Annotated in this window: 19 protein-coding genes and 2 pseudogenes; 9 read left to right on the top strand and 12 right to left on the bottom strand. The window is 45.3% G+C overall.

All coding sequences use genetic code 11. The annotated features are described in order from the left end of the window. Nucleotides 1–3: 3 nt before the first annotated feature. The 3 genes and pseudogenes from AC0OMA_RS05840 to phoE all read left to right on the top strand — a co-directional run bounded on the left by AC0OMA_RS05840 (nucleotide 4) and on the right by phoE (nucleotide 3187). Nucleotides 4–1444 (top strand): annotated as a pseudogene (locus tag AC0OMA_RS05840) (acyl-CoA synthetase). Then, nucleotides 1441–2535 (top strand): acetyl-CoA C-acyltransferase, encoded by a 1095-nt coding sequence (locus tag AC0OMA_RS05835; protein WP_474221963.1) that lies wholly within the window; start codon nucleotides 1441–1443, stop codon nucleotides 2533–2535. The pseudogene AC0OMA_RS05840 and the gene AC0OMA_RS05835 overlap by 4 nt, the downstream one beginning before the upstream one ends. Nucleotides 2536–2605: 70 nt before the next feature. Continuing rightward, on the top strand, nucleotides 2606–3187 hold the full coding sequence (phoE, locus tag AC0OMA_RS05830) for a phosphatase PhoE (RefSeq protein WP_003233157.1): 582 nt from the start codon (nucleotides 2606–2608) through the stop codon (nucleotides 3185–3187). 31 nt (nucleotides 3188–3218) lie between these two features. Here the strand turns inward: phoE and AC0OMA_RS05825 are convergent, their stop codons facing one another. From AC0OMA_RS05825 to AC0OMA_RS05815, 3 genes and pseudogenes are all read right to left on the bottom strand, one after another. Further along, on the bottom strand, nucleotides 3219–4190 hold the full coding sequence (locus AC0OMA_RS05825) for an ABC transporter substrate-binding protein (protein ID WP_063334991.1): 972 nt from the start codon (nucleotides 4188–4190) through the stop codon (nucleotides 3219–3221). Between the two features lie 215 nt (nucleotides 4191–4405). After that, complete coding sequence (locus tag AC0OMA_RS05820; protein ID WP_181218738.1) at nucleotides 4406–5398, bottom strand: NADPH:quinone oxidoreductase family protein; 993 nt, start codon at nucleotides 5396–5398, stop codon at nucleotides 4406–4408. A gap of 71 nt (nucleotides 5399–5469) precedes the next feature. Next, a pseudogene (locus AC0OMA_RS05815) lies at nucleotides 5470–5897 on the bottom strand (N-acetyltransferase family protein). Between the two features lie 426 nt (nucleotides 5898–6323). On the opposite strand from AC0OMA_RS05815, the gene aprE reads away from it, so the two are divergent. Then, nucleotides 6324–7469 (top strand): subtilisin AprE, encoded by a 1146-nt coding sequence (gene aprE, locus AC0OMA_RS05810; protein WP_046340224.1) that lies wholly within the window; start codon nucleotides 6324–6326, stop codon nucleotides 7467–7469. 38 nt (nucleotides 7470–7507) lie between these two features. On the opposite strand, the gene AC0OMA_RS05805 is transcribed toward aprE, so the two are convergent. Further along, on the bottom strand, nucleotides 7508–8788 hold the full coding sequence (locus AC0OMA_RS05805; protein WP_015383266.1) for a M48 family metallopeptidase: 1281 nt from the start codon (nucleotides 8786–8788) through the stop codon (nucleotides 7508–7510). Nucleotides 8789–8936: 148 nt separating this feature from the next. Between AC0OMA_RS05805 and AC0OMA_RS05800 the strand changes: the two genes are divergently transcribed. Next, a complete protein-coding gene (locus AC0OMA_RS05800; RefSeq protein ID WP_181218736.1) occupies nucleotides 8937–9332 on the top strand; it encodes a YhfM domain-containing protein in 396 nt (131 codons plus the stop codon). 38 nt (nucleotides 9333–9370) lie between these two features. On the opposite strand, the gene lcfB is transcribed toward AC0OMA_RS05800, so the two are convergent. The 4 genes from lcfB to AC0OMA_RS05780 all read right to left on the bottom strand — a co-directional run bounded on the left by lcfB (nucleotide 9371) and on the right by AC0OMA_RS05780 (nucleotide 13481). Next, a complete protein-coding gene (gene lcfB / locus AC0OMA_RS05795) occupies nucleotides 9371–10912 on the bottom strand; it encodes a long-chain-fatty-acid--CoA ligase LcfB (protein WP_181218735.1) in 1542 nt (513 codons plus the stop codon). A 117-nt stretch (nucleotides 10913–11029) separates the two neighbouring features. Beyond that, a complete protein-coding gene (locus AC0OMA_RS05790) occupies nucleotides 11030–11674 on the bottom strand; it encodes an SDR family oxidoreductase (protein ID WP_181218733.1) in 645 nt (214 codons plus the stop codon). Between the two features lie 64 nt (nucleotides 11675–11738). Beyond that, on the bottom strand, nucleotides 11739–12734 hold the full coding sequence (gene lplJ, locus AC0OMA_RS05785; RefSeq protein ID WP_014479356.1) for a lipoate--protein ligase LplJ: 996 nt from the start codon (nucleotides 12732–12734) through the stop codon (nucleotides 11739–11741). Between the two features lie 12 nt (nucleotides 12735–12746). Continuing rightward, complete coding sequence (locus AC0OMA_RS05780; RefSeq protein ID WP_474221962.1) at nucleotides 12747–13481, bottom strand: MBL fold metallo-hydrolase; 735 nt, start codon at nucleotides 13479–13481, stop codon at nucleotides 12747–12749. Between the two features lie 157 nt (nucleotides 13482–13638). On the opposite strand from AC0OMA_RS05780, the gene yhfH reads away from it, so the two are divergent. Together yhfH and gltT are read left to right on the top strand one after the other, a co-directional pair. Next, the gene (gene yhfH / locus AC0OMA_RS05775; RefSeq protein ID WP_003244802.1) at nucleotides 13639–13773 is read left to right on the top strand and encodes a protein YhfH; all 135 of its coding nucleotides are present in this window, start codon (nucleotides 13639–13641) and stop codon (nucleotides 13771–13773) included. 270 nt (nucleotides 13774–14043) lie between these two features. Then, nucleotides 14044–15333 carry a glutamate/proton symporter GltT gene (gene gltT, locus AC0OMA_RS05770; protein WP_003245579.1) on the top strand — a complete coding sequence of 430 codons (1290 nt, stop codon included), beginning with the start codon at nucleotides 14044–14046 and terminating at the stop codon, nucleotides 15331–15333. Between the two features lie 36 nt (nucleotides 15334–15369). On the opposite strand, the gene AC0OMA_RS05765 is transcribed toward gltT, so the two are convergent. Both AC0OMA_RS05765 and AC0OMA_RS05760 read right to left on the bottom strand, forming a co-directional pair. Then, nucleotides 15370–15777: an ASCH domain-containing protein gene (locus tag AC0OMA_RS05765; protein WP_047182373.1), complete on the bottom strand. Its 408-nt coding sequence runs from the start codon at nucleotides 15775–15777 to the stop codon at nucleotides 15370–15372. Between the two features lie 12 nt (nucleotides 15778–15789). Beyond that, nucleotides 15790–16830 (bottom strand): M42 family metallopeptidase, encoded by a 1041-nt coding sequence (locus AC0OMA_RS05760; protein ID WP_474221961.1) that lies wholly within the window; start codon nucleotides 16828–16830, stop codon nucleotides 15790–15792. Between the two features lie 137 nt (nucleotides 16831–16967). On the opposite strand from AC0OMA_RS05760, the gene AC0OMA_RS05755 reads away from it, so the two are divergent. After that, complete coding sequence (locus tag AC0OMA_RS05755; protein WP_041517777.1) at nucleotides 16968–17162, top strand: hypothetical protein; 195 nt, start codon at nucleotides 16968–16970, stop codon at nucleotides 17160–17162. Nucleotides 17163–17245: 83 nt separating this feature from the next. Here AC0OMA_RS05755 and AC0OMA_RS05750 read toward each other — a convergent pair whose 3' ends face one another. Further along, nucleotides 17246–18022: a YhfC family intramembrane metalloprotease gene (locus AC0OMA_RS05750; RefSeq protein ID WP_227057349.1), complete on the bottom strand. Its 777-nt coding sequence runs from the start codon at nucleotides 18020–18022 to the stop codon at nucleotides 17246–17248. A gap of 130 nt (nucleotides 18023–18152) precedes the next feature. On the opposite strand from AC0OMA_RS05750, the gene fabHB reads away from it, so the two are divergent. After that, complete coding sequence (fabHB, locus tag AC0OMA_RS05745; RefSeq protein WP_003233200.1) at nucleotides 18153–19130, top strand: beta-ketoacyl-ACP synthase III FabHB; 978 nt, start codon at nucleotides 18153–18155, stop codon at nucleotides 19128–19130. Nucleotides 19131–19171: 41 nt separating this feature from the next. Here fabHB and AC0OMA_RS05740 read toward each other — a convergent pair whose 3' ends face one another. Then, on the bottom strand, nucleotides 19172–21499 hold the full coding sequence (locus AC0OMA_RS05740) for a YhgE/Pip domain-containing protein (protein ID WP_181218729.1): 2328 nt from the start codon (nucleotides 21497–21499) through the stop codon (nucleotides 19172–19174).

The raw sequence follows: 21499 nt of genomic DNA, 5'->3' as shown, positions 1-21499 counted from the left end.
TTTATGACAATTACTCATACCTATTCATCTATTGCCGCAACATCGCCCGGACGTGTGGCGATCCAGACTGAATCGGAGCAAATCACGTACCAGGATTGGGATCGGCTTGTCTTTCAAACCGCAAATTGGCTGCGGTCACAGCCGAGCATGCCGAATCGTGTGGCGATCCTGCTCCCAAATAGTCTGGCGTTTTTACAGCTGTTTGCCGGAGCCGCAGCGGCTGGATGTACGGCAATTCCCATCGACACACGCTGGAGCCCGGCTGAATGCAAGGAGAGGCTGTCCATAAGCAATGCGGATCTTGTGGTTACTTTAGCCTTTTTCAAAAACAAACTGACAGATAGCCAGACACCTGTTGTTTTTCTGGATAACTGTATGGCAGATATTTCTGAAGCAGCCGCTGATCCCTTGCCTACCATTGATCCGGAGCACCCTTTTTATATGGGATTTACATCGGGCTCGACAGGAAAACCGAAGGCCTTTACGCGATCTCACCGCTCATGGATAGAGAGCTTTACCTGTACAGAAACAGATTTTTCGATTTCATCAAATGACACGGTATTGATTCCCGGGACGTTAATGTCCTCTCACTTCTTATACGGGGCAGTCAGCACTTTGTTTCTCGGAGGAACCGTTTGTTTGCTGAAAAAGTTTTCTCCTGCCAAAGCGAAGGAATGGCTGTGCCGTGAATCCATCAGTGTTCTCTATACCGTACCGACGATGACAGACGCCCTCACAAGAATTGAGGGTTTTCCCGACAGTCCTGTCAAAATCATTTCATCCGGCGCAGACTGGCCGGCAGAATCCAAGAAGAAGCTTGCCGCTGCATGGCCTCATCTCAAGCTGTACGATTTTTACGGCACATCAGAGCTTAGTTTTGTGACGTTTTCTTCACCGGAAGACAGCAAACGGAAGCCGCATTCAGCGGGCCGCCCTTTTCATAATGTCCGGATCGAAATCCGCAACGCTGAAGGAGAATGCTGTCAGCCAGGGGAAGTCGGAAAAATATTTGTCAAAAGCCCGATGCGGTTTTCCGGCTATGTGAACGGCAGCACACCAGATGAATGGATGACAGTGGATGATATGGGCTATGTTGATGAGGATGGCTTTCTATACATATCAGGAAGAGAAAACGGGATGATCGTGTACGGAGGATTAAATATTTTCCCAGAAGAAATTGAACGTGTGCTTCTCGCCTGCCCAGAGGTTGAAAGCGCGGCTGTCGTTGGCATTCACGACGAGTATTGGGGAGAAATCGCTGTAGCTGTCATTCTTGGAAACGCTAATGCCAGAACACTGAAAGCCTGGTGTAAACAGAAATTAGCCTCCTATAAAATCCCGAAAAAATGGGTGTTTGCAGACAGCTTGCCGGAAACGAGCAGCGGAAAAATTGCCCGTTCCAGAGTGAAAAAATGGCTGGAAAAGGGACGTACAGTATAAATGAATGCGGTTATTGTTGATGCAAAACGAACGATCTTTGGAAATCAAAACGGACTGCTGAAGCCCTTCCTGCCGGAGGATTTGGCGGCTTCCATCATCCGCTGTCTCAGCCGAAAGCTAGAGGATCAAATTGACGAGGTCATTCTCGGAAATGCTACCGGCAGAGGCGGCAACCTCGCCAGACTGTCAGCCCTTCAAGCCGGACTGCCTTTATCGGTTCCCGGAATGACAATTGACAGACAGTGCGGCTCCGGCCTTGAAGCTGTGCGCTATGCCTGCAGCCTTATTCAAGCGGGAGCCGGCACGATGTATATCGCGGGCGGCTCAGAAAGCAGCAGCCAATCCCCTTTTTCAGAACGGGCCCGCTTTTCTCCAGATGCCATCGGCGATCCCGACATGGGAATCGCAGCAGAATATACGGCAGCACGTTATTCCATCAGCAGAAACATGCAGGATGAGTACGCGCTTCTCAGCCATCAACGCAGCAGGAACGCGCATGATGGAGGATTTTACCGTGAAGAAATTGTTCCTCTCGGGGAATTGGAGACAGACGAAGCATTTTTGAAAACACGTCCGATAAAAGCGATTATTCCCCGCGCAAAGCCGGTTTTCGACACCAGCTCCGGAACAGTCACAGCAGCCAACAGCAGCGGCATAGCAGACGGAGCAGCGGCTCTTTTGGTAATGAAAGAAGAAAAAGCGGCAGCCCTGGGACTTAAGCCTGTGCTCCGGTTTATCGGCAGCGCAGTCAGCGGGATTCATCCCAACTATCCGCCCGCGGCTCCGGTTGATGCGATCCGTAATCTCTTACATACACACGATGTAACACCTGATGATATCGGTTTATTTGAAATCAATGAAGCCTTTGCCGTCAAAATTTGTGTCTGCTCGCAAGAACTCGGCATTCCCTTTTCAAAAATCAATGTGCGCGGCGGCGCATTAGCTCTTGGCCATCCATACGGTGCATCAGGTGCAGCTCTGGTAACCAGATTGTTTTATGAAGCGAAAAGACGGACAGACTGTCAATATGCTGTTGCAGCCATCGGAAGCGGCGGCGGAATCGGGCTGGCTTTATTATTTGAAGTTCTTGCATAGGCTTTTTCATAGGATGCACGCTTTCGATTTAGTATAATAGTGATATGAATAAAGTCAGGAAGGGGATTTTATGACAGCCGTTTGTTTAGTAAGACATGGAGAAACCGATTGGAACCTGCAGCAAAAATGCCAAGGCAAAACCGATATTCCGCTAAACGCAACAGGTGAACGCCAAGCAAGAGAAACCGGAGAATATGTAAAGGACTTTTCTTGGGATATTATCGTGACGAGCCCGCTGAAAAGAGCGAAAAGAACCGCGGAAATTATTAATGAATATCTGCATCTTCCGATTGTCGAGATGGATGATTTTAAGGAGCGCGATTACGGCGACGCGGAGGGCATGCCGCTGGAGGAACGGACAAAGCGCTATCCGGATAACATCTATCCGAATATGGAAACGTTAGAAGAACTCACTGACAGGCTGATGGGCGGTTTGGCAAAAGTGAACCAGGCGTACCCAAACAAGAAGGTACTGATCGTGGCGCACGGTGCGGCAATTCACGCCCTGCTGACGGAAATATCGGGCGGTGACCCGGAGCTTCAAAGCACGCGCCTCGTCAACGCCTGCCTCAGCAACATTGAATTTGCAGAAGAAAAATGGCGGATAAAAGACTATAATATCAACAGCCACTTATCCGGCTTTATCAAATAAGAAAAAGACAGGTGTTTGCCTGTCTTTTCTTTTATTTCTTATCAGCCGGCATCTCTTTTTGAAGCTCGTCCAAAATGGCATTCGCCCCGTCTACACTGCGGCGCAAAGACCACACCGCACGGTCCACGTGGTATACATGCCCATTTTTCACTGCCTTCAGCTTTTTCCAAAGGACATTCTTTTCGATCGGGCGTTTACCGTCGGCGTCGAGGTCATCTGTTTTTCCTGTCATCAGGATGATCACATCCGGATCTGTTTTCAGCAGCTGCTCCAGTGTCATTTTCATATTCACAGAGTCGCCGCCATTGCTTGAATCGCTATTACCTGACGTACTGATTGCATATCGATAGCCGACCTGTGTTAAAAGTCTTGATGTAAAGAAGTTTTCATCCCTGGCCATAATCGTATCATTTGTATTTCCGATCAAAAGCACGGACTGGCTGTTCGCGCTGATTTTCTGCTTTGTCTCGCTAAGCTTTTCTTCATGCGCCGTCAGCTTTTTCTCCATTTCCTTCTCCTTGCTGACTGCTTTTGCAATCGTAAGTGAAGCGTCAATTGTATCCTGATAATCAGCATTTAAATTATTAAGCGCAATCGTCGGCGCTATTTTTTTCAGCTGATCGTACACCTTCTTATGCCGGGTCGTGTCAGCAATAATTAAATCGGGTTTTAATGAAGCGATTTTTTCCATGCTTGGCTGTGAGCGAGTGCCGACAGATGTGTAGCCGTCAATTTTCTTCAGCACATCCTTGTTGATCAGCTGCTTCGCTTTGTTGTCATCGGCAACCCCGACAGGCGTAATGCCGAGATCAAGTAGTGTATCAATAAAACCAAGCTCAAGAACAACAACCCGCTTCGGATGCTCAGGCACATCTGTCTTCCCTAAATCATGTGTTACCGCCACTTTATGTTCTTTACTGTTTTGATTGCCGCTTGAAGACGAGCAAGCAGCCGTTAAGACAGAAAGAAGTAAAACTGTAAGAATAATCAGTGTTTTTTTCATATGTTCCAGTCTCTCCTGTTGGTAGTTTCTATGGTTAAGATGTCCAAGAGTAGTATAACACGGAATGAGAATCATTATCACCAATTATTTTAAAATGAGAAGAGAAAGTTCGGCTTACAGGAAAATCTTGTTTCGCGACACAGCAGTTCAGCAGCTGATCATCCTGTCCACAAAAAAGCTTGCAGAAAAATAACATTCTCTGCAAGCTGATCCTGTTAAAGCTTCACAATCACTCTTCCTTGAATGCGATTTTGCAAAATATCTTTTAACGCACCCGGCGTTTCTTCCAATGATACTTCCCTGTCTACGATGGTCAGCAGCTGATCAGGCTTGAGATCAGAAGACATGCGCTTCCAAACAGCGGCTCTGACGTCCATCGGACAGTATACTGAATCGATTCCGAGCAGGCTTACTCCGCGAAGAATAAAAGGATACACCGTTGCCGGAACTTCTCCTCCTCCGGTTAAGCCGCTCACCGCGACAGATCCGCCGTATTGAATTTTGCTTAAAAGCGAGGCAAGCTGTTTTCCGCCGACTGGATCAACCGCTCCCTGCCATTGCTGCTTGGACAGCGCCTTAAGCGTTCCGTCATAGACATCTTCCCTGCTGATTACTTCGCTTGCACCGAGCTGTTCCAAATAATCAGCCGCCTCCCGGTTTCCGGTGCTTGCCACCACATCATAGCCCCGCTTGTTCAGCATCGATACCGCAATTCCGCCGACACCGCCAGTTGCTCCTGTGACTAGCACGCTGCCTTTTTCCGGAGACAGACCGTTCTGTTCAAGCCGATGCACTGATAACGCCGCAGTAAATCCCGCCGTTCCGTACACCATCGCTTCTTTTAACGAAAGATTCTGTGGCAAAGGCACCAGCCAGTCACCAGGCACCGAAGCGTATTCACTTAATCCGCCATCACGGGAGACACCGAGCTCATAGCTTGTCGCGATCACCTCATCCCCCTCCGCAAAACGCGGATCATTGGAAGAGACGACCGTACCCGCAGCATCAATGCCTAAAATAAGCGGATACTCTCTGACGATATTGCCTCCTGCTTTTCCGGCCAGACCATCTTTGTAATTAATGCCGGAATAAGCAACTTTAATCAGGACACCATCCTTCGGCAAATCCTCTGTTGATATGGTTTTCACATGGACTGAAACATCATCGGCATTTTTTTCTGCCTGCAATGCTTGAAATAACGTTGACATTCGGCACACTCCTTTTCATTTATATCGTAACCGAAGAACGTTCAAAAAACCAAATCATCAAGCCGCCATTTTCACTTCGCCGGCACATTGAGACGATAATGGACAAATGCGGTATCCTCTTCATAGCCGTTTTGCTCATACAAGCTTCTTGCCTTCCGGTTGTGGTGCTCAGTCTGAAGTGCTAAACATTTTGCCCCCCTGCATAAAGCAGCCGGCCACCGGCTCCCTTTGTACGCGCCTGAGGAACGACAAATAAGTCATTTAATATGTAGATCCTTTTCATTGACACAGAAGAAAACGTTGGATAGAGCTGGGTAAAGCCTATGAATTCTCCATTTTCTTCTGCTATCAAAATAACAGACTCGTGATTTTCCAAACGAGCTTTCAAAAAAGCCTCTGCCCCTTGCAAATCAGATGCCTGTCTATAAAATTCCCGATATTGGTTAAACAACGGCGCAATGGCGGCCACATCTGATGTCTTTGCTTGGCGAATGTTCATCTCATTTCTTCCTCCCTCTTCTATCCCTAATAGAATTTTCTGTAAAGTTTATTTTCCAGAATACTTTTATCATCATGCATTGAAAAAATATCACGATAATATCCATTGTTCTCACGGAAACACATGCAGGTCATTTGAACGAATTTTTTCGACAGGATTTTGCCGGGACTCAGGAGCATTTAACCTAAAAAAGCATGACATTTCAGCATAATGAACATTTACTCATGTCTATTTTCGTTCTTTTCTGTACGAAAGTAGTTATTTCGAGTCTCTACGGAAATAGCGAGAGATGATATACCTAAATAGAGATAAAATCATCTCAAAAAAATGGGTCTACTAAAATATTATTCCATCTATTACAATAAATTCACAGAATAGTCTTTTAAGTAAGTCTACTCTGAATTTTTTAAAAGGAGAGGGTAAAGAGTGAGAAGCAAAAAATTGTGGATCAGCTTGTTGTTTGCGTTAACGTTAATCTTTACGATGGCGTTCAGCAACATGTCTGCGCAGGCTGCCGGAAAAAGCAGTACAGAAAAGAAATACATTGTTGGATTTAAACAGACAATGAGTGCCATGAGTTCCGCCAAGAAAAAGGATGTTATTTCTGAAAAAGGCGGAAAGGTTCAAAAGCAGTTTAAGTATGTTAACGCAGCCGCAGCAACATTGGATGAAAAAGCTGTAAAAGAATTGAAACAAGATCCGAGCGTTGCATATGTGGAAGAAGATCATATTGCACATGAATATGCGCAATCTGTTCCTTACGGCATTTCTCAAATTAAAGCGCCGGCTCTTCACTCTCAAGGCTACACAGGCTCTAACGTAAAAGTAGCTGTTATCGACAGCGGAATTGACTCTTCTCATCCTGACTTAAACGTCAGAGGCGGAGCAAGCTTCGTACCTTCTGAAACAAACCCATACCAGGACGGCAGTTCTCACGGCACACACGTAGCCGGTACGATTGCCGCTCTTAATAACACAATCGGTGTTCTGGGCGTAGCGCCAAACGCATCGTTATATGCAGTAAAAGTTCTTGACTCAACAGGAAGCGGCCAATACAGCTGGATTATTAACGGCATTGAGTGGGCTATTTCCAACAATATGGATGTTATCAACATGAGCCTTGGCGGACCTTCTGGATCTACAGCTCTGAAAACAGTCGTTGATAAAGCAGTTTCCAGCGGTATCGTCGTTGCTGCCGCTGCCGGAAACGAAGGTTCATCGGGCAGCACAAGCACAGTCGGCTACCCTGCAAAATATCCTTCTACCATTGCGGTAGGTGCGGTAAACAGCAGCAACCAAAGAGCTTCATTCTCAAGCGCAGGTTCTGAGCTTGATGTAATGGCTCCTGGCGTGTCCATCCAAAGCACACTTCCTGGAGGCACTTACGGTGCTTACAACGGAACGTCAATGGCGACTCCTCACGTTGCCGGAGCAGCAGCGCTAATTCTTTCTAAGCATCCGACTTGGACAAACGCGCAAGTCCGTGATCGTTTAGAAAGCACTGCAACATATCTTGGAAACTCTTTCTACTATGGAAAAGGGTTAATCAACGTACAAGCAGCTGCACAATAATAGTAAAAAGAAGCAGGTTCCTCCATACCTGCTTCTTTTTATTTGTCAGCATCCTGATGTTCCGACGCATTCTCTTCTTTCTCCGCATGTTGAATCCGTTCCATGATCGACGGATGGCTGCCTCTGAAAATCTTCACAAGCACCGGAGGATCAACCTGGCTCAGCCCCGTCACGGCCAAATCCTGAAACGTTTTAACAGCGGCTTCTCTGTTCTCTGTCAACTCGATCCCATACTGGTCAGCCTTATTCTCCTGATAACGCGAGACAGCATTAGAAAAAGGCGTCACCGCAAAGCTCAAAACAGAAAACAAAAGCAATAACAGCGGAAGTGCCGCAAGATCATGCCGCCCTTCTAAATGAAACATGCTGCGGGTTAGGCGAACCGTCCGCTTGTAAAGCTTATCAATGACATAAAATCCAGCGAGCGACACGAGCAAATAGCCGGCCAGTCCGATATAGACGTGCTTCATGACATAATGGCCCATTTCATGGCCCATAATAAACAGAATTTCTGAATCGTCAAGTTTGTTCAGCGTCGTATCCCACAATACAATCCGTTTGTTGGCCCCAATTCCTGTAACATAGGCATTCAGCGCATTTGTTTTTTCTGACATGTTCACTTCATATACATGATCAGCCGGAATATTGGCTTCATCTGCCAGCTCTAAAATTTTGCTTTCAAGCTCTTTGTTTTTCAGCGGATAAAAATCATTGTATAAAGGATCGATAATGACCGGCTGAATAAAAAACAGAAAAAGCGAAAACGGCACTGTTAACAGCCAGGCGTATAACCACCATTTTTTTTCATGCCTTTTGATCAGCCAATAAAAAACGAGAATGCAAAGCGCAAAGATTGGAAAGCTGATCCAAAAGCTGATAACCTGATCCTTAGCCCAGCTGGCCGTTGTCTGTGTGGAAATGTTATAGTCAAGCGATACTTGATAGCCTATCCAATCTAAAGGCAGCGTCACCAATGTTGTAATCAGCAAAAGCACAAAGACAAAACCAACGGTCTGCAAAAACCGAAAAGACACGGCCGCTTCCATCCATTTCTTGATTTTCTTTGAAACACCGCTGACCAGCAGAACAAAAAACAGAAACCAATCAAGTGGTACCCCGATAAAAAATAAAAAATTCTTGACATTCGAATACTGCTCGGCCACTGCCAACTCAGACGGCTTCATGAAAGAAGCCGGATCAGCCTGCGTCCCTTTCACGGCTTCCGGTATTGCGGAATCACCCGACAGGAAAAAATACCAATAAAAAAACAGCCCGTACAGCACGTAAGCAAGTCCTGCTGCCGCAATCCACTTGCGCATAACGCCTCACTCCTCACATCAACCCGTTACTTCTATTCTAATCATAAATTCAAATTCTTAGAACCAAGCTGTGTTCCGCACTTTTCCATCCTTTTAAGCATGGAAAGCCTGATCGCTGGGAAAACTAACAATGTTTGGAGTGATGCAAATGAAAAAAATAGTGGCAGCCATCGTGGTAATCGGTCTTGTGTTTATAGCATTTTTCTATCTTTACAGCCGATCAGGCGATGTGTATCAATCGGTAGACGCGGATTTGATCACACTGTCTTCAAGCGGCCAGGAAGATATCGAGATTGAAAAAAGACAGCACGTCAAAGATATGCTGGATATTATGAATCAGGGAAAACAGGTGAAGACAGAAAAAACATCAGCCCCTGATTACGAAGGGGCAATCAAGTTTCATAAAGACCGGTATGACTCATTCAGACTATGGATTGACGGCAGCCAGCAAGCCGTTTTTTTGAAGGATGGCACATACTACAAATTAAGCAAAAATGATACAAAGGCGCTGCTAAATATTATTAAAAAAGAAGCAAAGGATTGAAAATGAAAAAGCGAAGCTAACCGCTTCGCTTTTTCATTTTATTGGGGCAAAATATCTCTCAGTGCCCGTCTGAGCATTTTCCCCGTCGCATTTTTCGGAATATCGTCAAGAAACGTAATGGCGGCAGGCCGCTTGTATTTTGCCAGATGCTTTTCACAGTGCTTCATGATGTCCTCTTCTGTTACCCCAGAGCGTTTCGGCACCACATATCCCTTTACCGCTTCCCCGCTTTGGGGGTCCGGCACGCCGATGACAACCCCCTCCTTGACGTCCGGATGGCTGTACAGCACCTCCTCCACCTCCCGCGGATACACATTGTATCCTCCTACAATGATCATGTCTTTTTTCCGGTCAACAATGTAAAAATAGCCGTCCTCATCCCGTCTTGCCAAGTCCCCCGTATAAAGCCAGCCGTCTTTTAAGGCATGCTCTGTTTCCATCGGCATTTTATAATAGCCCTTCATCACATTGGGGCCTTTCACGATCAATTCGCCGACCTGGTGAGCAGGCAGCTCGCGTCCGAGCGGATCTACGACCTTGTTTTCGACATGTAAGATACTTGTCCCTATGGAGCCCGGCTTTCTGCCCCTGTCAAACGGGTTAAAGCACGTGACGGGTGATGCTTCCGAGAGCCCGTAGCCTTCCAAAATGGTAACACCGAATTTTTCTTCAAACGCCGTCAGCAACGCGACTGGCATGGCCGCGCCTCCCGAAATGCACAGCCGGATGGAAGAAAAATCATCTTTCTTTCCGTTTTCATGCTGAAACAAGTAATTATACATCGTAGGTACACCGGCAAAAATGGTCGCCTGCTGCTGCTTAACAAGCTTAAAAACAGATGCCGGACTGAATTGAGGCTCAATCAAGACAGTTGCGCCGCTCATCAGCGGTGCATTCATGCAGACGGTTAAACAAAACACGTGAAACATGGGAAGAGCGCAGACCACATTGTCCCTCTCATCCATTCCCAAATAGCCTGCGACATCGTTGGCATTGCTGTACAAATTCTGATGAGTCAGCATCGCGCCTTTCGGTTTTCCAGTCGTTCCTGACGTATATAAAATAACCGCGGTATCATCAGGGACAGGTTCTTGGTTTTGTTTAACGGCAGATGTCGGCCGCAATATTTTTGCAAACGTTGTCATTTTCATCCTGACCTCTGGGTCCGCAGCTTCCGGCTCGGCCTCTCCCGTCTGGCATAAAATGACGAGCTCAACCTTTGGCAGCGATTCATGCATGCTCTCATAAAGCGGCAAAAGCTGGCTAACGCCCACGATCGCCTTTACATCACCATTTGTCAGCATATAACCAATTTCTGTCGGCGTGTACAACGGATTGATGGGAACAACCACGATCCCAGCTTTTAAAGCGCCAAAAAACGCGATGATAAAATCAGGCGAATTGCCAAGCAGCAAAGCTAGATGGTCCCCTTTCTCCATACCGGCTTCCTGAAGGCCGTCCGCAAATCGCTGAATATGTTCATTCAGCTCTTGATACGTCATCTTGTGATCTTTAAACCTGCATGCGATGCTGTCGGGCTTCTCAGATGCTGTTTCTTCCAATTTTGAAACAAGATTCATTCTCCCACCCCTTAAAGTGAATGAATAGTCATTCATTATTGAAGCCAAGCTTTCTCCTCCATTATAGAGAAACAGAAAAAAACACTCAAGAGCAAAAAGCCCTGAGTGTCAGTACTGTCATAGTTTCTTCAATGCTTCGGCAATCGGCGTATCTCCTTCTGTCAGATCAAAGGCCCGATTTTCCGTATTCTTCTCATCTAAAGAGGCAATGACCGTTTTTGCAACGTCATCACGGGAAATAAATCCCCGCTCCAGATCCTTCGCTGCTGAAACAGTTCCCGTTCCAGGCTCATTGCGAAGGCCTCCCGGACGGATAATCGTATAGGTTAAACCGCTCGCTACCAGAATTTTATCAGCATAATGCTTGGCCACATAATAAGGTTTGAGTGCCTCATTCCAATTTTCACGGTGATGGGCTTGCAGGGCGCTGACCATAATAAACCGTTTGATTCCGGCAATGTCCGCAGCTTCAATGGCTTTTGCCGCTCCATCAAGATCCACCAGCAGCGTTTTATCATAGCCTGTGCTGCCGCCGGAACCGGCTGTGAAAATGATCGCGTCACAGCCTTTTGCCGCAGCGGCGATTTCTTCCGGACTGCCCTCCAGATTCGCAAGCACAGCTTCTGCACCGGCAACTTCAAGAGACGCTTTCTGTTCTTCTTTTCTGACCATCGCTCTGATGGAATGATCAGGATTATCTTGGAATAAAGAGACGAGTCTTTGCCCGATTTGTCCGTTCGCTCCGATTAAAAACACTTTCATGTGAATCCCTCCTGCCTCCATTATTTCAAAAACACAACCGCTCTTTCAAACGATGTGTTTTGCCTTAATAAATCAGATCAAGGAAATCCTCTTTCGTAATGTTCCCAAAGTAATGCTTGAGATTCACACCTTCGAGCACATCAGCGATGACGCTGCGTTCGTATTGTTTTCCGACCAGCAGGTTTTCAATTTCAGATACATCACCGACACCAAAGAAATCTCCGAAGATTTTGCAGTCCTCGATTTTGCCTTTCTTGACTTCCAGGCGCAAATCGATCGATCCAACCGGATAACGCTTCGAATGATTAAGGTTAAATTTCGGCGAGCGGCCGTAGTTCCAATCCCAATTCTGATAGCGCTCTTTCGAAATTTGATGAATGGTCTCCCAATCTTTTTCCGTCAGCTTATACTCCGGCACGTTTCCAATGTCGTTTGTGTTAAAAATATGGCGAAGCAAATGGCTGCGGAATTCTTCGGTGGTCATTTTATCATCGAGAAACTCACTGATGTTTGCCACTCGGCTTCTGATCGATTTGATGCCTTTTGATTCAATTTTATCCTTTTTCACCTTTAATGCTGATACAACATGATCAATGGCTGAATCAAACATGAGGGTGCCGTGGCTGAAAATACGGCCTTTCGTTGCAAACTGAGCGTTTCCGGATATTTTCCGGCCATCTACTACAATGTCGTTCCGGCCGCTTAATTCGGCTTCAACCCCAAGCTGATGTAACGCCTGAATCACCGGCTCAGTGAATTTTTTAAAGTTATGAAAGCTGTCCCCGTCATCCTTGGTAATAAAGCTGAAGTTCAAGTTCCCCAGATCATGGTACACAGCGCCCCCGCCTGATAAACGGCGGACGACGATAATCCCGTTTTCCTCAACATATTTTGTATTGATTTCTTCTATTGTATTTTGGTTTTTCCCAATGATAATAGACGGTTGATTCACATAAAAGAGCAAATATTGCTGTTCAGGGTCTAAATGCTTGACACAGTACTCCTCGATAGCAAGATTGATCCGCGGATCATTGATATTTTGATTGTCTATAAATAACATGGTGCTCCTCCTTTATCCTTCCCACACAAAACCTGATTTCGCAATATTCACTTCTCCGTTAAAAACGGTTTTCGCTTCTTTGCGAAGGTTGTCATGCACGCCAAAATGCGGCAAATGTGTCAGCAGCAGTTCTCCCGCTCCCGCTTCTTTTGCAATGCGCCCGGCTTCCAGGCTGTTCATATGGCCTGCACTTGTTCCGTCTTGATCGGCATAAAAATTGCATTCCGAGATCAATAAATCAGCATCTTTCGAAAACGGTATAAATGAATCCTGATAGCTGGAATCAGCAGTATAAACGACAGTGTGGCTGCCGTCAGTAATCCGCATGGCATAGCACGTCACCGGGTGAATCGTTTTTAAAAAGGTGATCGTAAACGGACCGGCAGTCAGCGGCTGATCCGGCTGATAGGCGATCCCTTTTGTATGTGTTTTATATGTAAGCTTTTGAAACTGTTCTATATCAGCATCATGTGCGTAAATCGGAAGCGTATGCTCTCCTTTGCCGAGAAACGAACCGACTTGCTTGGCAAATTGAAGCGGCCCGATATCAGCGATATGGTCATGGTGATAATGAGACAGAACGACCGCATCCAGCTTTTCCGCCGGCACATATCCGAACAGCTTAGACAATACGGCACTGCCGCAATCAACAAGCAGAGAGTAATCACCTGATTGAAACAAATAGCCTGACGTCGCTTCATTTGAGGCCGGAAAACCGCCATAGCATCCGATAACTGTAACTTTCATAATGTCCTCCTATCTTTTCAAAAAAATTGATCCTCCTTCAATATACCCATTTTTCTTGAAAAAAGCATGTTTTAAACATTGTATCAAAACAGTTATTGATTTTTTCAATCTGTTATATTACAATGAAATCACTACAAAGGGGAAAGAGGGATTGGTTATGCTGGGGAAAATCACAGAATTTTTTAGAAACCTGCCTTCGAAAAAGTGTGCGGAATGCGGAAAAAAGATAGAAGAGCAGCATGAGTGCTATGGTAATATCTGCAATGACTGTATAAAAGTAAACGATTTGTAATGAGCGAAAATCCCGTGCCTTACGCGTGGGATTTTCTTATTTTTTCACATATCTCTTAATTTTGAAATAATAGTCAGGTTAGGTCAAAGCTCACCTGTTTTTAGATAATTCTGGTGATTATCATTATGTCATTGAATATTCTTTATTTTCGAAATATAATTTACTATAGACGAATTGATTTCTTATCTATTATAATTTGATCTAATAGTGAGATTAAATATATGTCTATTCATGATATATGTTGATACTTTGTTTTTTGGGAGGTAATCTATGAAAAGAATTAAGTTTGGATTAGCCACACAAATATTCGTTGGACTTATTCTAGGTGTCATTGTTGGCGTCATTTGGTATGGCAACCCAGCATTGCCTACTTACCTGCAGCCAATCGGGGATCTCTTTTTACGCTTAATCAAAATGATAGTGATTCCTATTGTTGTCTCCAGCTTAATCATCGGTGTAGCCGGTGCAGGAAATGGAAAGCAAGTCGGTAAATTAGGCTTCAGAACGATTCTGTACTTCGAGATCATCACGACTTTTGCCATTATTCTCGGACTAGCCCTTGCAAACATCTTCCATCCGGGTACAGGAGTTAATATACACGAAGCTCAAAAATCGGACATCAGTCAATATGTTGAAACTGAAAAAGAACAAAGTAATAAATCAGTGGCGGAAACGTTCCTCCATATTGTGCCGACAAACTTCTTCCAGTCATTGGTCGAAGGGGATCTTCTAGCCATCATCTGCTTTACAGTACTATTTGCATTGGGTATTTCCGCGATCGGTGAAAGAGGCAAGCCTGTATTAGCCTTTTTTGAAGGTGTATCCCATGCCATGTTCCACGTTGTAAACCTTGTGATGAAAGTGGCGCCATTCGGCGTTTTCGCTCTTATCGGTGTGACTGTGTCTAAATTCGGACTCGGTTCTCTTATCTCTCTCGGAAAGCTCGTCGGATTGGTTTATGTCGCGCTTGCTTTCTTCTTAATTGTTATTTTCGGGATTGTCGCAAAAATTGCCGGCATCAGTATCTTCAAGTTTCTTGCTTACATGAAGGACGAGATCTTACTGGCGTTCAGTACGTCCAGCTCTGAAACGGTTCTTCCGCGTATCATGGAAAAAATGGAGAAAATCGGATGTCCGAAAGGCATTGTTTCATTTGTCATTCCGATCGGTTACACGTTTAACTTAGACGGTTCCGTTCTCTATCAATCTATTGCCGCACTCTTTTTAGCACAGGTATATGGCATTGATTTGACGATTTGGCACCAAATTACGCTTGTGCTCGTCTTAATGGTGACATCTAAAGGGATGGCTGCCGTGCCTGGTACTTCTTTTGTTGTCTTGCTTGCAACGCTTGGCACCATCGGCGTTCCGGCTGAAGGACTTGCCTTTATTGCCGGCGTAGACCGCATCATGGATATGGCACGTACAGTTGTCAACCTGACTGGTAACGCGCTTGCTGCCGTTGTGATGTCTAAATGGGAAGGCATGTTTAATCCTGCGAAAGCAGAAACTGTTATGTCCCAATCGAAAACAGAACAAAACGCAACCATTTCTGGTTAATGAAAAGCCTGCGGGGTTCTTGCCCCGCAGGTTTTTTTAATCTTTAACAAGCACAAACAGCTCTGTAATCAAAACAGTATCCTCATTCAGCTCCAGTTCACCGCTTTTGATCAGTTCCGCCCATGCCATCTGATGATCCTCTTGAAACTCCTCAATTCGGTCTCCATTGCCCTCTCCTTTGACTAACCTCATATCAGGCGCACCAAAGGTGGTTTCAAAGACATCTGTTACTTTTATATTGCATCTTGGATTGTCATGTTTATCATAAACGGTAACAAGCTGACCCGCTGTTTGATAAACGTCCCTCAATTCATCTTTTGAATACAATGATTTCGGCGCACACGTGGCGGTTTTTTCTCCGGCAAGGATCTGCTGAATCAGCTGTTCTCCCAACCCGTCATCACCTTCCCAGCCGAATGTGCTTTTCAGCTTATAAATCTTCATTGGTCCTCCCCCTTATACCATTGGTGACTGTACATAGTAATACAGAAGCTTAGCGGTATGGCGAAGAGATGATTTATGGGTGCGTTCAAATGCATGGGAAGCATCAATTCCCGGCCCTATGAGGCCATGCACAATATCATGCCCGGATTTGATCGCTGCTGACGCATCAGACCCGTAGTACGGATAGATATCAAGCTTATAGTCGATATGATGCTTCTCGGCTAATTGAACTAAATGCTTTCTGAGCTGATAATGATACGGCCCGCTCGCATCCTTCACACAGATTGATACTGAATATTCATCAGTCGCCTGCCCGTCACCGATAGCCCCCATATCAACCGCCAAATATTCAACTGTTTCAGGAGGAATATTCGAATTTCCGCCGTAACCGATTTCTTCATTATTGGAAATAAGAAAATGGGTTGTATACGGCAGCTCAATGTCTTCTGTTTGAATTTGATGAATTAAGCGGAGCAATAAGGCGACGCTTGCTTTGTCATCCAAATGGCGCGATTTAATAAATCCGCTTGATGTGATCTCGACACGTGGATCAAACGACACAAAGTCTCCGACGCCAACGCCAAGCTCCTCCGTATCTTTCCGGCAGTGAACAGGTTCATCTAGGCGGATCTCCATATTCTCTTGATTCCGCTCAGCCTTTCCCGCGTCTTTGTATACGTGCACAGACGTTTGATGCATTAAAATTGTGCCTGTGTACGTTTTTCCCGAGGCGGTTTCAATTTGGCAATACTCCCCCTCAATCGAGTTGTAGCGAAACCCGCCGATTAAGTCGATTTTCAGCCGGCCGTCCGCTTTAATCTCCTTCACCATAGCGCCGAGGGTGTCAACGTGCGCTGTCAGCATACGATGCCGGGATGTGTCGCGTCCTGGAAGCGTTGCAATTAAGCCGCCCTTGTGGTTCCGAACCGTTTCTACCTTCCATTCTTTTAAAAGGCTTTCAATATAATTGATCACCTCATATGTATTTCCTGTCGGGCTTGGGATCGATACAAGTTCTTTAATGAGCTCCATCGTTTTACGTACGGACGTCATAGGGCATTCCTCCTTTTATTTTCTACTTAAAATATACTCTTTTCCCGAGGGACCCGTCCAATCTTTTCCTATCAATCTCTCATATGCTGTAGAGAGCATGGGAAGAGGAGGGATATCTATGTGCTGTCGTCATTCACATGAACAGAAATGTCGTTGTCACGATTGGTTCGATGATTTTTGGTTCTTTGACGAGTGGTTCGATAAAGATTTCCACGACCATTGCAAGAAAAAGAAAGAATGCCATGACCCTTGCGAGAAGAAGAAGAAAAAGAAACACCATTGTTTCTCTTGTAAAAAACACAGACATTCTTGCTGTCATTGCTAAAGACTGAATCAGAAATATTCTGATGACCCATGCTTAATGAATATTTCCATTCACATTTTTCCAAGCGGGCATTGCTGCTGCTTGGACCTTTTATTGAAACACCCTTTTTGCTTTTACAATCCAATAAACTGATAAAGCCGCTATAAGAGCAACAATGATTTCAACAGCAGCAGCATGCTCTATGATTCCTCTCTGATATAAAACCGCCGGTACATTAAACAGTGCATGTAAAAGAATAGAATACAACAAAAACAGCGGCCGGCGGCTTTTAACCGCGTACAAAACAAGCAGAGACAGCCCAATTTGGACGGCAATGGCACTGATTCTTTCTATTCCGCCCAGCATCCATTCATACGAAGGAGTATGCAGCAGCTGCTCCTGTATCGGCAAAAGCGCCTGTTTGACGTCGCCATTGACCAAAAGCTGTTCAAACGTCCCGCTATTGATTGCAAATGCGTATACAATAAGTGAGATAGAGGACAAGCCTGTAATCAGGATGGCTTCAAGCCCGCCATGGCCTGCCCCGAAAGCCAGACCATCCGCCCAGGTATGATGGCGCTTCATAAAAAATCGCATCATCATATACCTTCCGCACTCCTCAAAAATTCCGGCCATCAAGCAGCCGTAAATGCCATACCATAATGGATGTTGCATCGCTTCTTTCGTCATTTCATTCACTTGCAGTACATAAACATGAACGCCGCCTTCCAGCAGCTGAGCGAAGACAAGAAACGTGAGAGCGCCAATAAAAAACACTTTAAGCGAGGCGCCATACTTTCGCTTAAACCATACAATCAGCCCGATTGGCAACAGAAATGCAATAGCCCCGGATAATGCCAAAAAGACTACTGCTTCTTGACTGACCATTTTTCAGCCTCCTTTTTCTTTTTCATAGATTCCCTATTCTACACTTCTCTTTTTTTGTAAAAAAACCTTCTTTTTTTAGTACCAGATACTAATATCTAGTGTTATAATCTGACCATAAGGAGTGATTCATATGTCAAAAGCAAAAATTACAGCTATCGGCACCTATGCGCCGAGCAGACGCTTAACCAATGCAGATTTAGAAAAGATCGTTGATACCTCTGATGAATGGATCGTTCAGCGCACAGGAATGAGAGAACGCCGGATTGCGGATGAACATCAATTTACCTCTGATTTATGCATAGAAGCTGTGAAGAATCTCAAGAGCCGTTATAAAGGAACACTTGATGATGTCGATATGATCCTCGTTGCCACAACCACATCCGATTACGCCTTTCCGAGTACGGCATGCCGCGTACAGGAATATTTCGGCTGGGAAAGCACCGGCGCGCTGGATATTAATGCGACATGCGCCGGGCTGACTTACGGCCTCCATTTGGCAAATGGATTGATCACATCTGGCCTTCATCAAAAAATTCTCGTGATCGCCGGAGAGACGTTATCAAAGGTAACGGATTATACCGATCGAACGACATGCGTTCTGTTCGGCGATGCCGCGGGTGCGCTGTTAGTGGAACGAGATGAAGAGACGCCGGGATTTCTTGCGTCTGTACAAGGAACAAGCGGGAACGGCGGCGATATTTTGTATCGTGCCGGACTGCGAAATGAAATAAACGGTGTGCAGCTTGTCGGTTCTGGAAAAATGGTGCAAAACGGACGCGAGGTATATAAATGGGCCGCACGAACCGTCCCTGGCGAATTTGAACGGCTTTTACATAAAGCAGGACTCAGCTCTGATGATCTCGATTGGTTTGTTCCTCACAGCGCCAACTTGCGCATGATCGAGTCAATTTGTGAAAAAACACCGTTCCCGATTGAAAAAACGCTCACTAGTGTTGAGCACTACGGAAACACGTCTTCGGTTTCAATTGTTTTGGCGCTCGATCTCGCAGTGAAAGCCGGGAAGCTGAAAAAAGATCAAATCGTTTTGCTTTTCGGGTTTGGCGGCGGATTAACCTATACAGGATTGCTTATTAAATGGGGAATGTAACAAAAAAAGAACTTGTTTCCAAGGAAACAAGTTCTTTTTCTTTATGAAGCCGGCTGTTCTTCTGATGATTCTTCCTTCCGGCTTAACATTGTAAAGTAAGTAATGCTTAGTGCAATCATGACGAGGGCGATGCCGATTAAGACGCCGGCCATCTGCCACATGTAGCCAAAGTCACCGTTTGAAATGACTGCTCTGAATCCGTTAATGCTGTAGGTCATCGGCAATGCGCCATGGATGACTTGATAGAAATTCGGAAGCAATTCAAGCGGGAAGGTTCCTCCGCTCGCTCCCAGCTGCAGCACTAAAATAATGACTGCGATAAAACGTCCAGGGTTGCCCATCGTTGTAGCCAAAAATTGAATCATCGCCAGGAAAGCTAGACTCGTAATGATCGTAAACACGTAAAATCTCCACGTGCTCTCTACCTCGAGACCAATTCCCAATAGAAGAACCGTCGCCACAATCAATGATTGAATGATTCCTACAAGCATCATGACATTGAATTTGCTGAAGAACCACTCAAAACCGTTTCTCGGACGTCCTGACGCTTCCTTCAGCGGGAAGACAACCGTCAGCATGATGCCGCCGACATATAAGCCCATTGACAGGATATAAGGTGTCAGCCCTGTACCGTAGTTAGGAACGGAATGAATGGCATCATCTTTGGTTTTAACCGGATCTGCAAACATGCCATATGTTTGATCATCAGCATCGATATCTCCTGTTTGGTCAGCCGCATCCTTCAGCTTACTAGACAACTCTCCTGTGCCGTCCAACAGCTTGCCTAAACCTGTATCAAGTGATGCAGATCCGTCTGCAAGTTTTGATGATCCGCTTTGGACCTGTTTAGACCCGTCTAACAGCTTAAACAATCCGCCTGATACTTGGCTGCTTCCTGTCACCAATTGCTCTGAGCCCGCTTTTGCTTTTGCGAACTGCTTATTATATTCACCGATGCCCGCTGTCAGTTTAGTTTGGCCATCTGTCAGCTTCTGTGAACCATTGTATATCTTATCAGCTCCCTCAGTTAATCTGTCAATTGCATCTTGGATTGTTTTTGCGCCGTTATAAAGCTTAGATGTAGCTTCCGGCATGGCTTTCACCTGCGCCACCTGCGCTTTCACGTCTTCAAGAGAGCTTTTTATCGTTGCGATGTCAGGCAGCTGATCAGCTGCAGGTAGCTGGCTTAATATTTGATCAAAATCAGGCGCATCAACTTGCGAAAGCTTTTTCTCAACAGAATTAATCAGCTGGCTTTTTTGCTCTGCTGTTAAGAAATCACTCGAATTGATGACATTTTTAAATGTCTGATCACGGTTTTTCAAACTGTTTTCAAAGTCAGTCAGCTGTTTTTTGAATTCCTTCATTGCAGTTTCTGACTTTTCCAGATTGTTTACAGCTGTTTCAAGCTTCGTTAAATCGAGCGCATTAATGAGCTTTTCCGCTTTTGCTGCTTTCTCAGAACCTTCTTGGGCTTTACTGTTGAGCTGATCCAGCCCGTTAGTCAGATTAGGCGTACCCTTCTGCACCTTTTGAAGTCCGGCAAGAAGTTCATTCATCTTGCTTGTCAGCTCGCCTGATCCTGCTGCAAGCTGACTAGATTTATCATAAATCTGGTTGCTGCTGTCCTGGAATTTCCCAAGCGAGCTGTCAAGTGATTGGATGCCGCTCGTCACCTGAGCCGCTCCATCTGCAAGCTGCGCTGTTTTGTCACTGATGGTAGCGGTGCTTTCCTTCAGCTTCGCCAGATTTTCTTTCAGCTGGGCGCTTCCGTTTTTCGCATCCTTTGTGCCGTCATCAATTTTTTTCGCGCCGCTGCTCGCGTCGCTCAAACCTTTTGCGATATCTTTAAAGTTATCAAAAATAACTTTCGTATATTGCTCGGTCACTTCTTTTGAAACAGAGGCTTTCAGTTTATCAATTGCTTTTTCGCCGATCGTTGCCCCTACATAGTTGGACCCTGCATTTGTATGGTATTTCAGATCCAATTTTTTCGGATTTTTGTCTAATACAGTGCTGGCATTCTTAGAAAAATCCTCAGGAATCTCGACAACTAAATAATATTTTTGATTCAATAAGTCCTTTAACGATTGGTCGAGATCATTGGAAAAATGCCAATCAAAGTTGTTATTATCCTTTAATTCTTTGACCAGATCATCACCGATTTGAAGTTTTTCTCCTTCATACGTTGCTCCCTTGTCTTGGTTGACGACAACGACAGGCAGCTGGTCAACTGTGCCGTACGGGTCCCAATAAGCCTTTAAGAATACGCCGCTGTAAATAAGCGGGACAAACAAAATGGCAATGATGGGAATCAATAATTTTTTACTTGTTACGATGTCTTTCCACTGACTTCGTATTGTGTTCAT

This window comes from Bacillus sp. AMCV2 (assembly GCF_056033925.1).
Note: the sequence above shows the minus strand (reverse complement) of the source record. Positions and strands in the feature narration are given on the sequence as shown.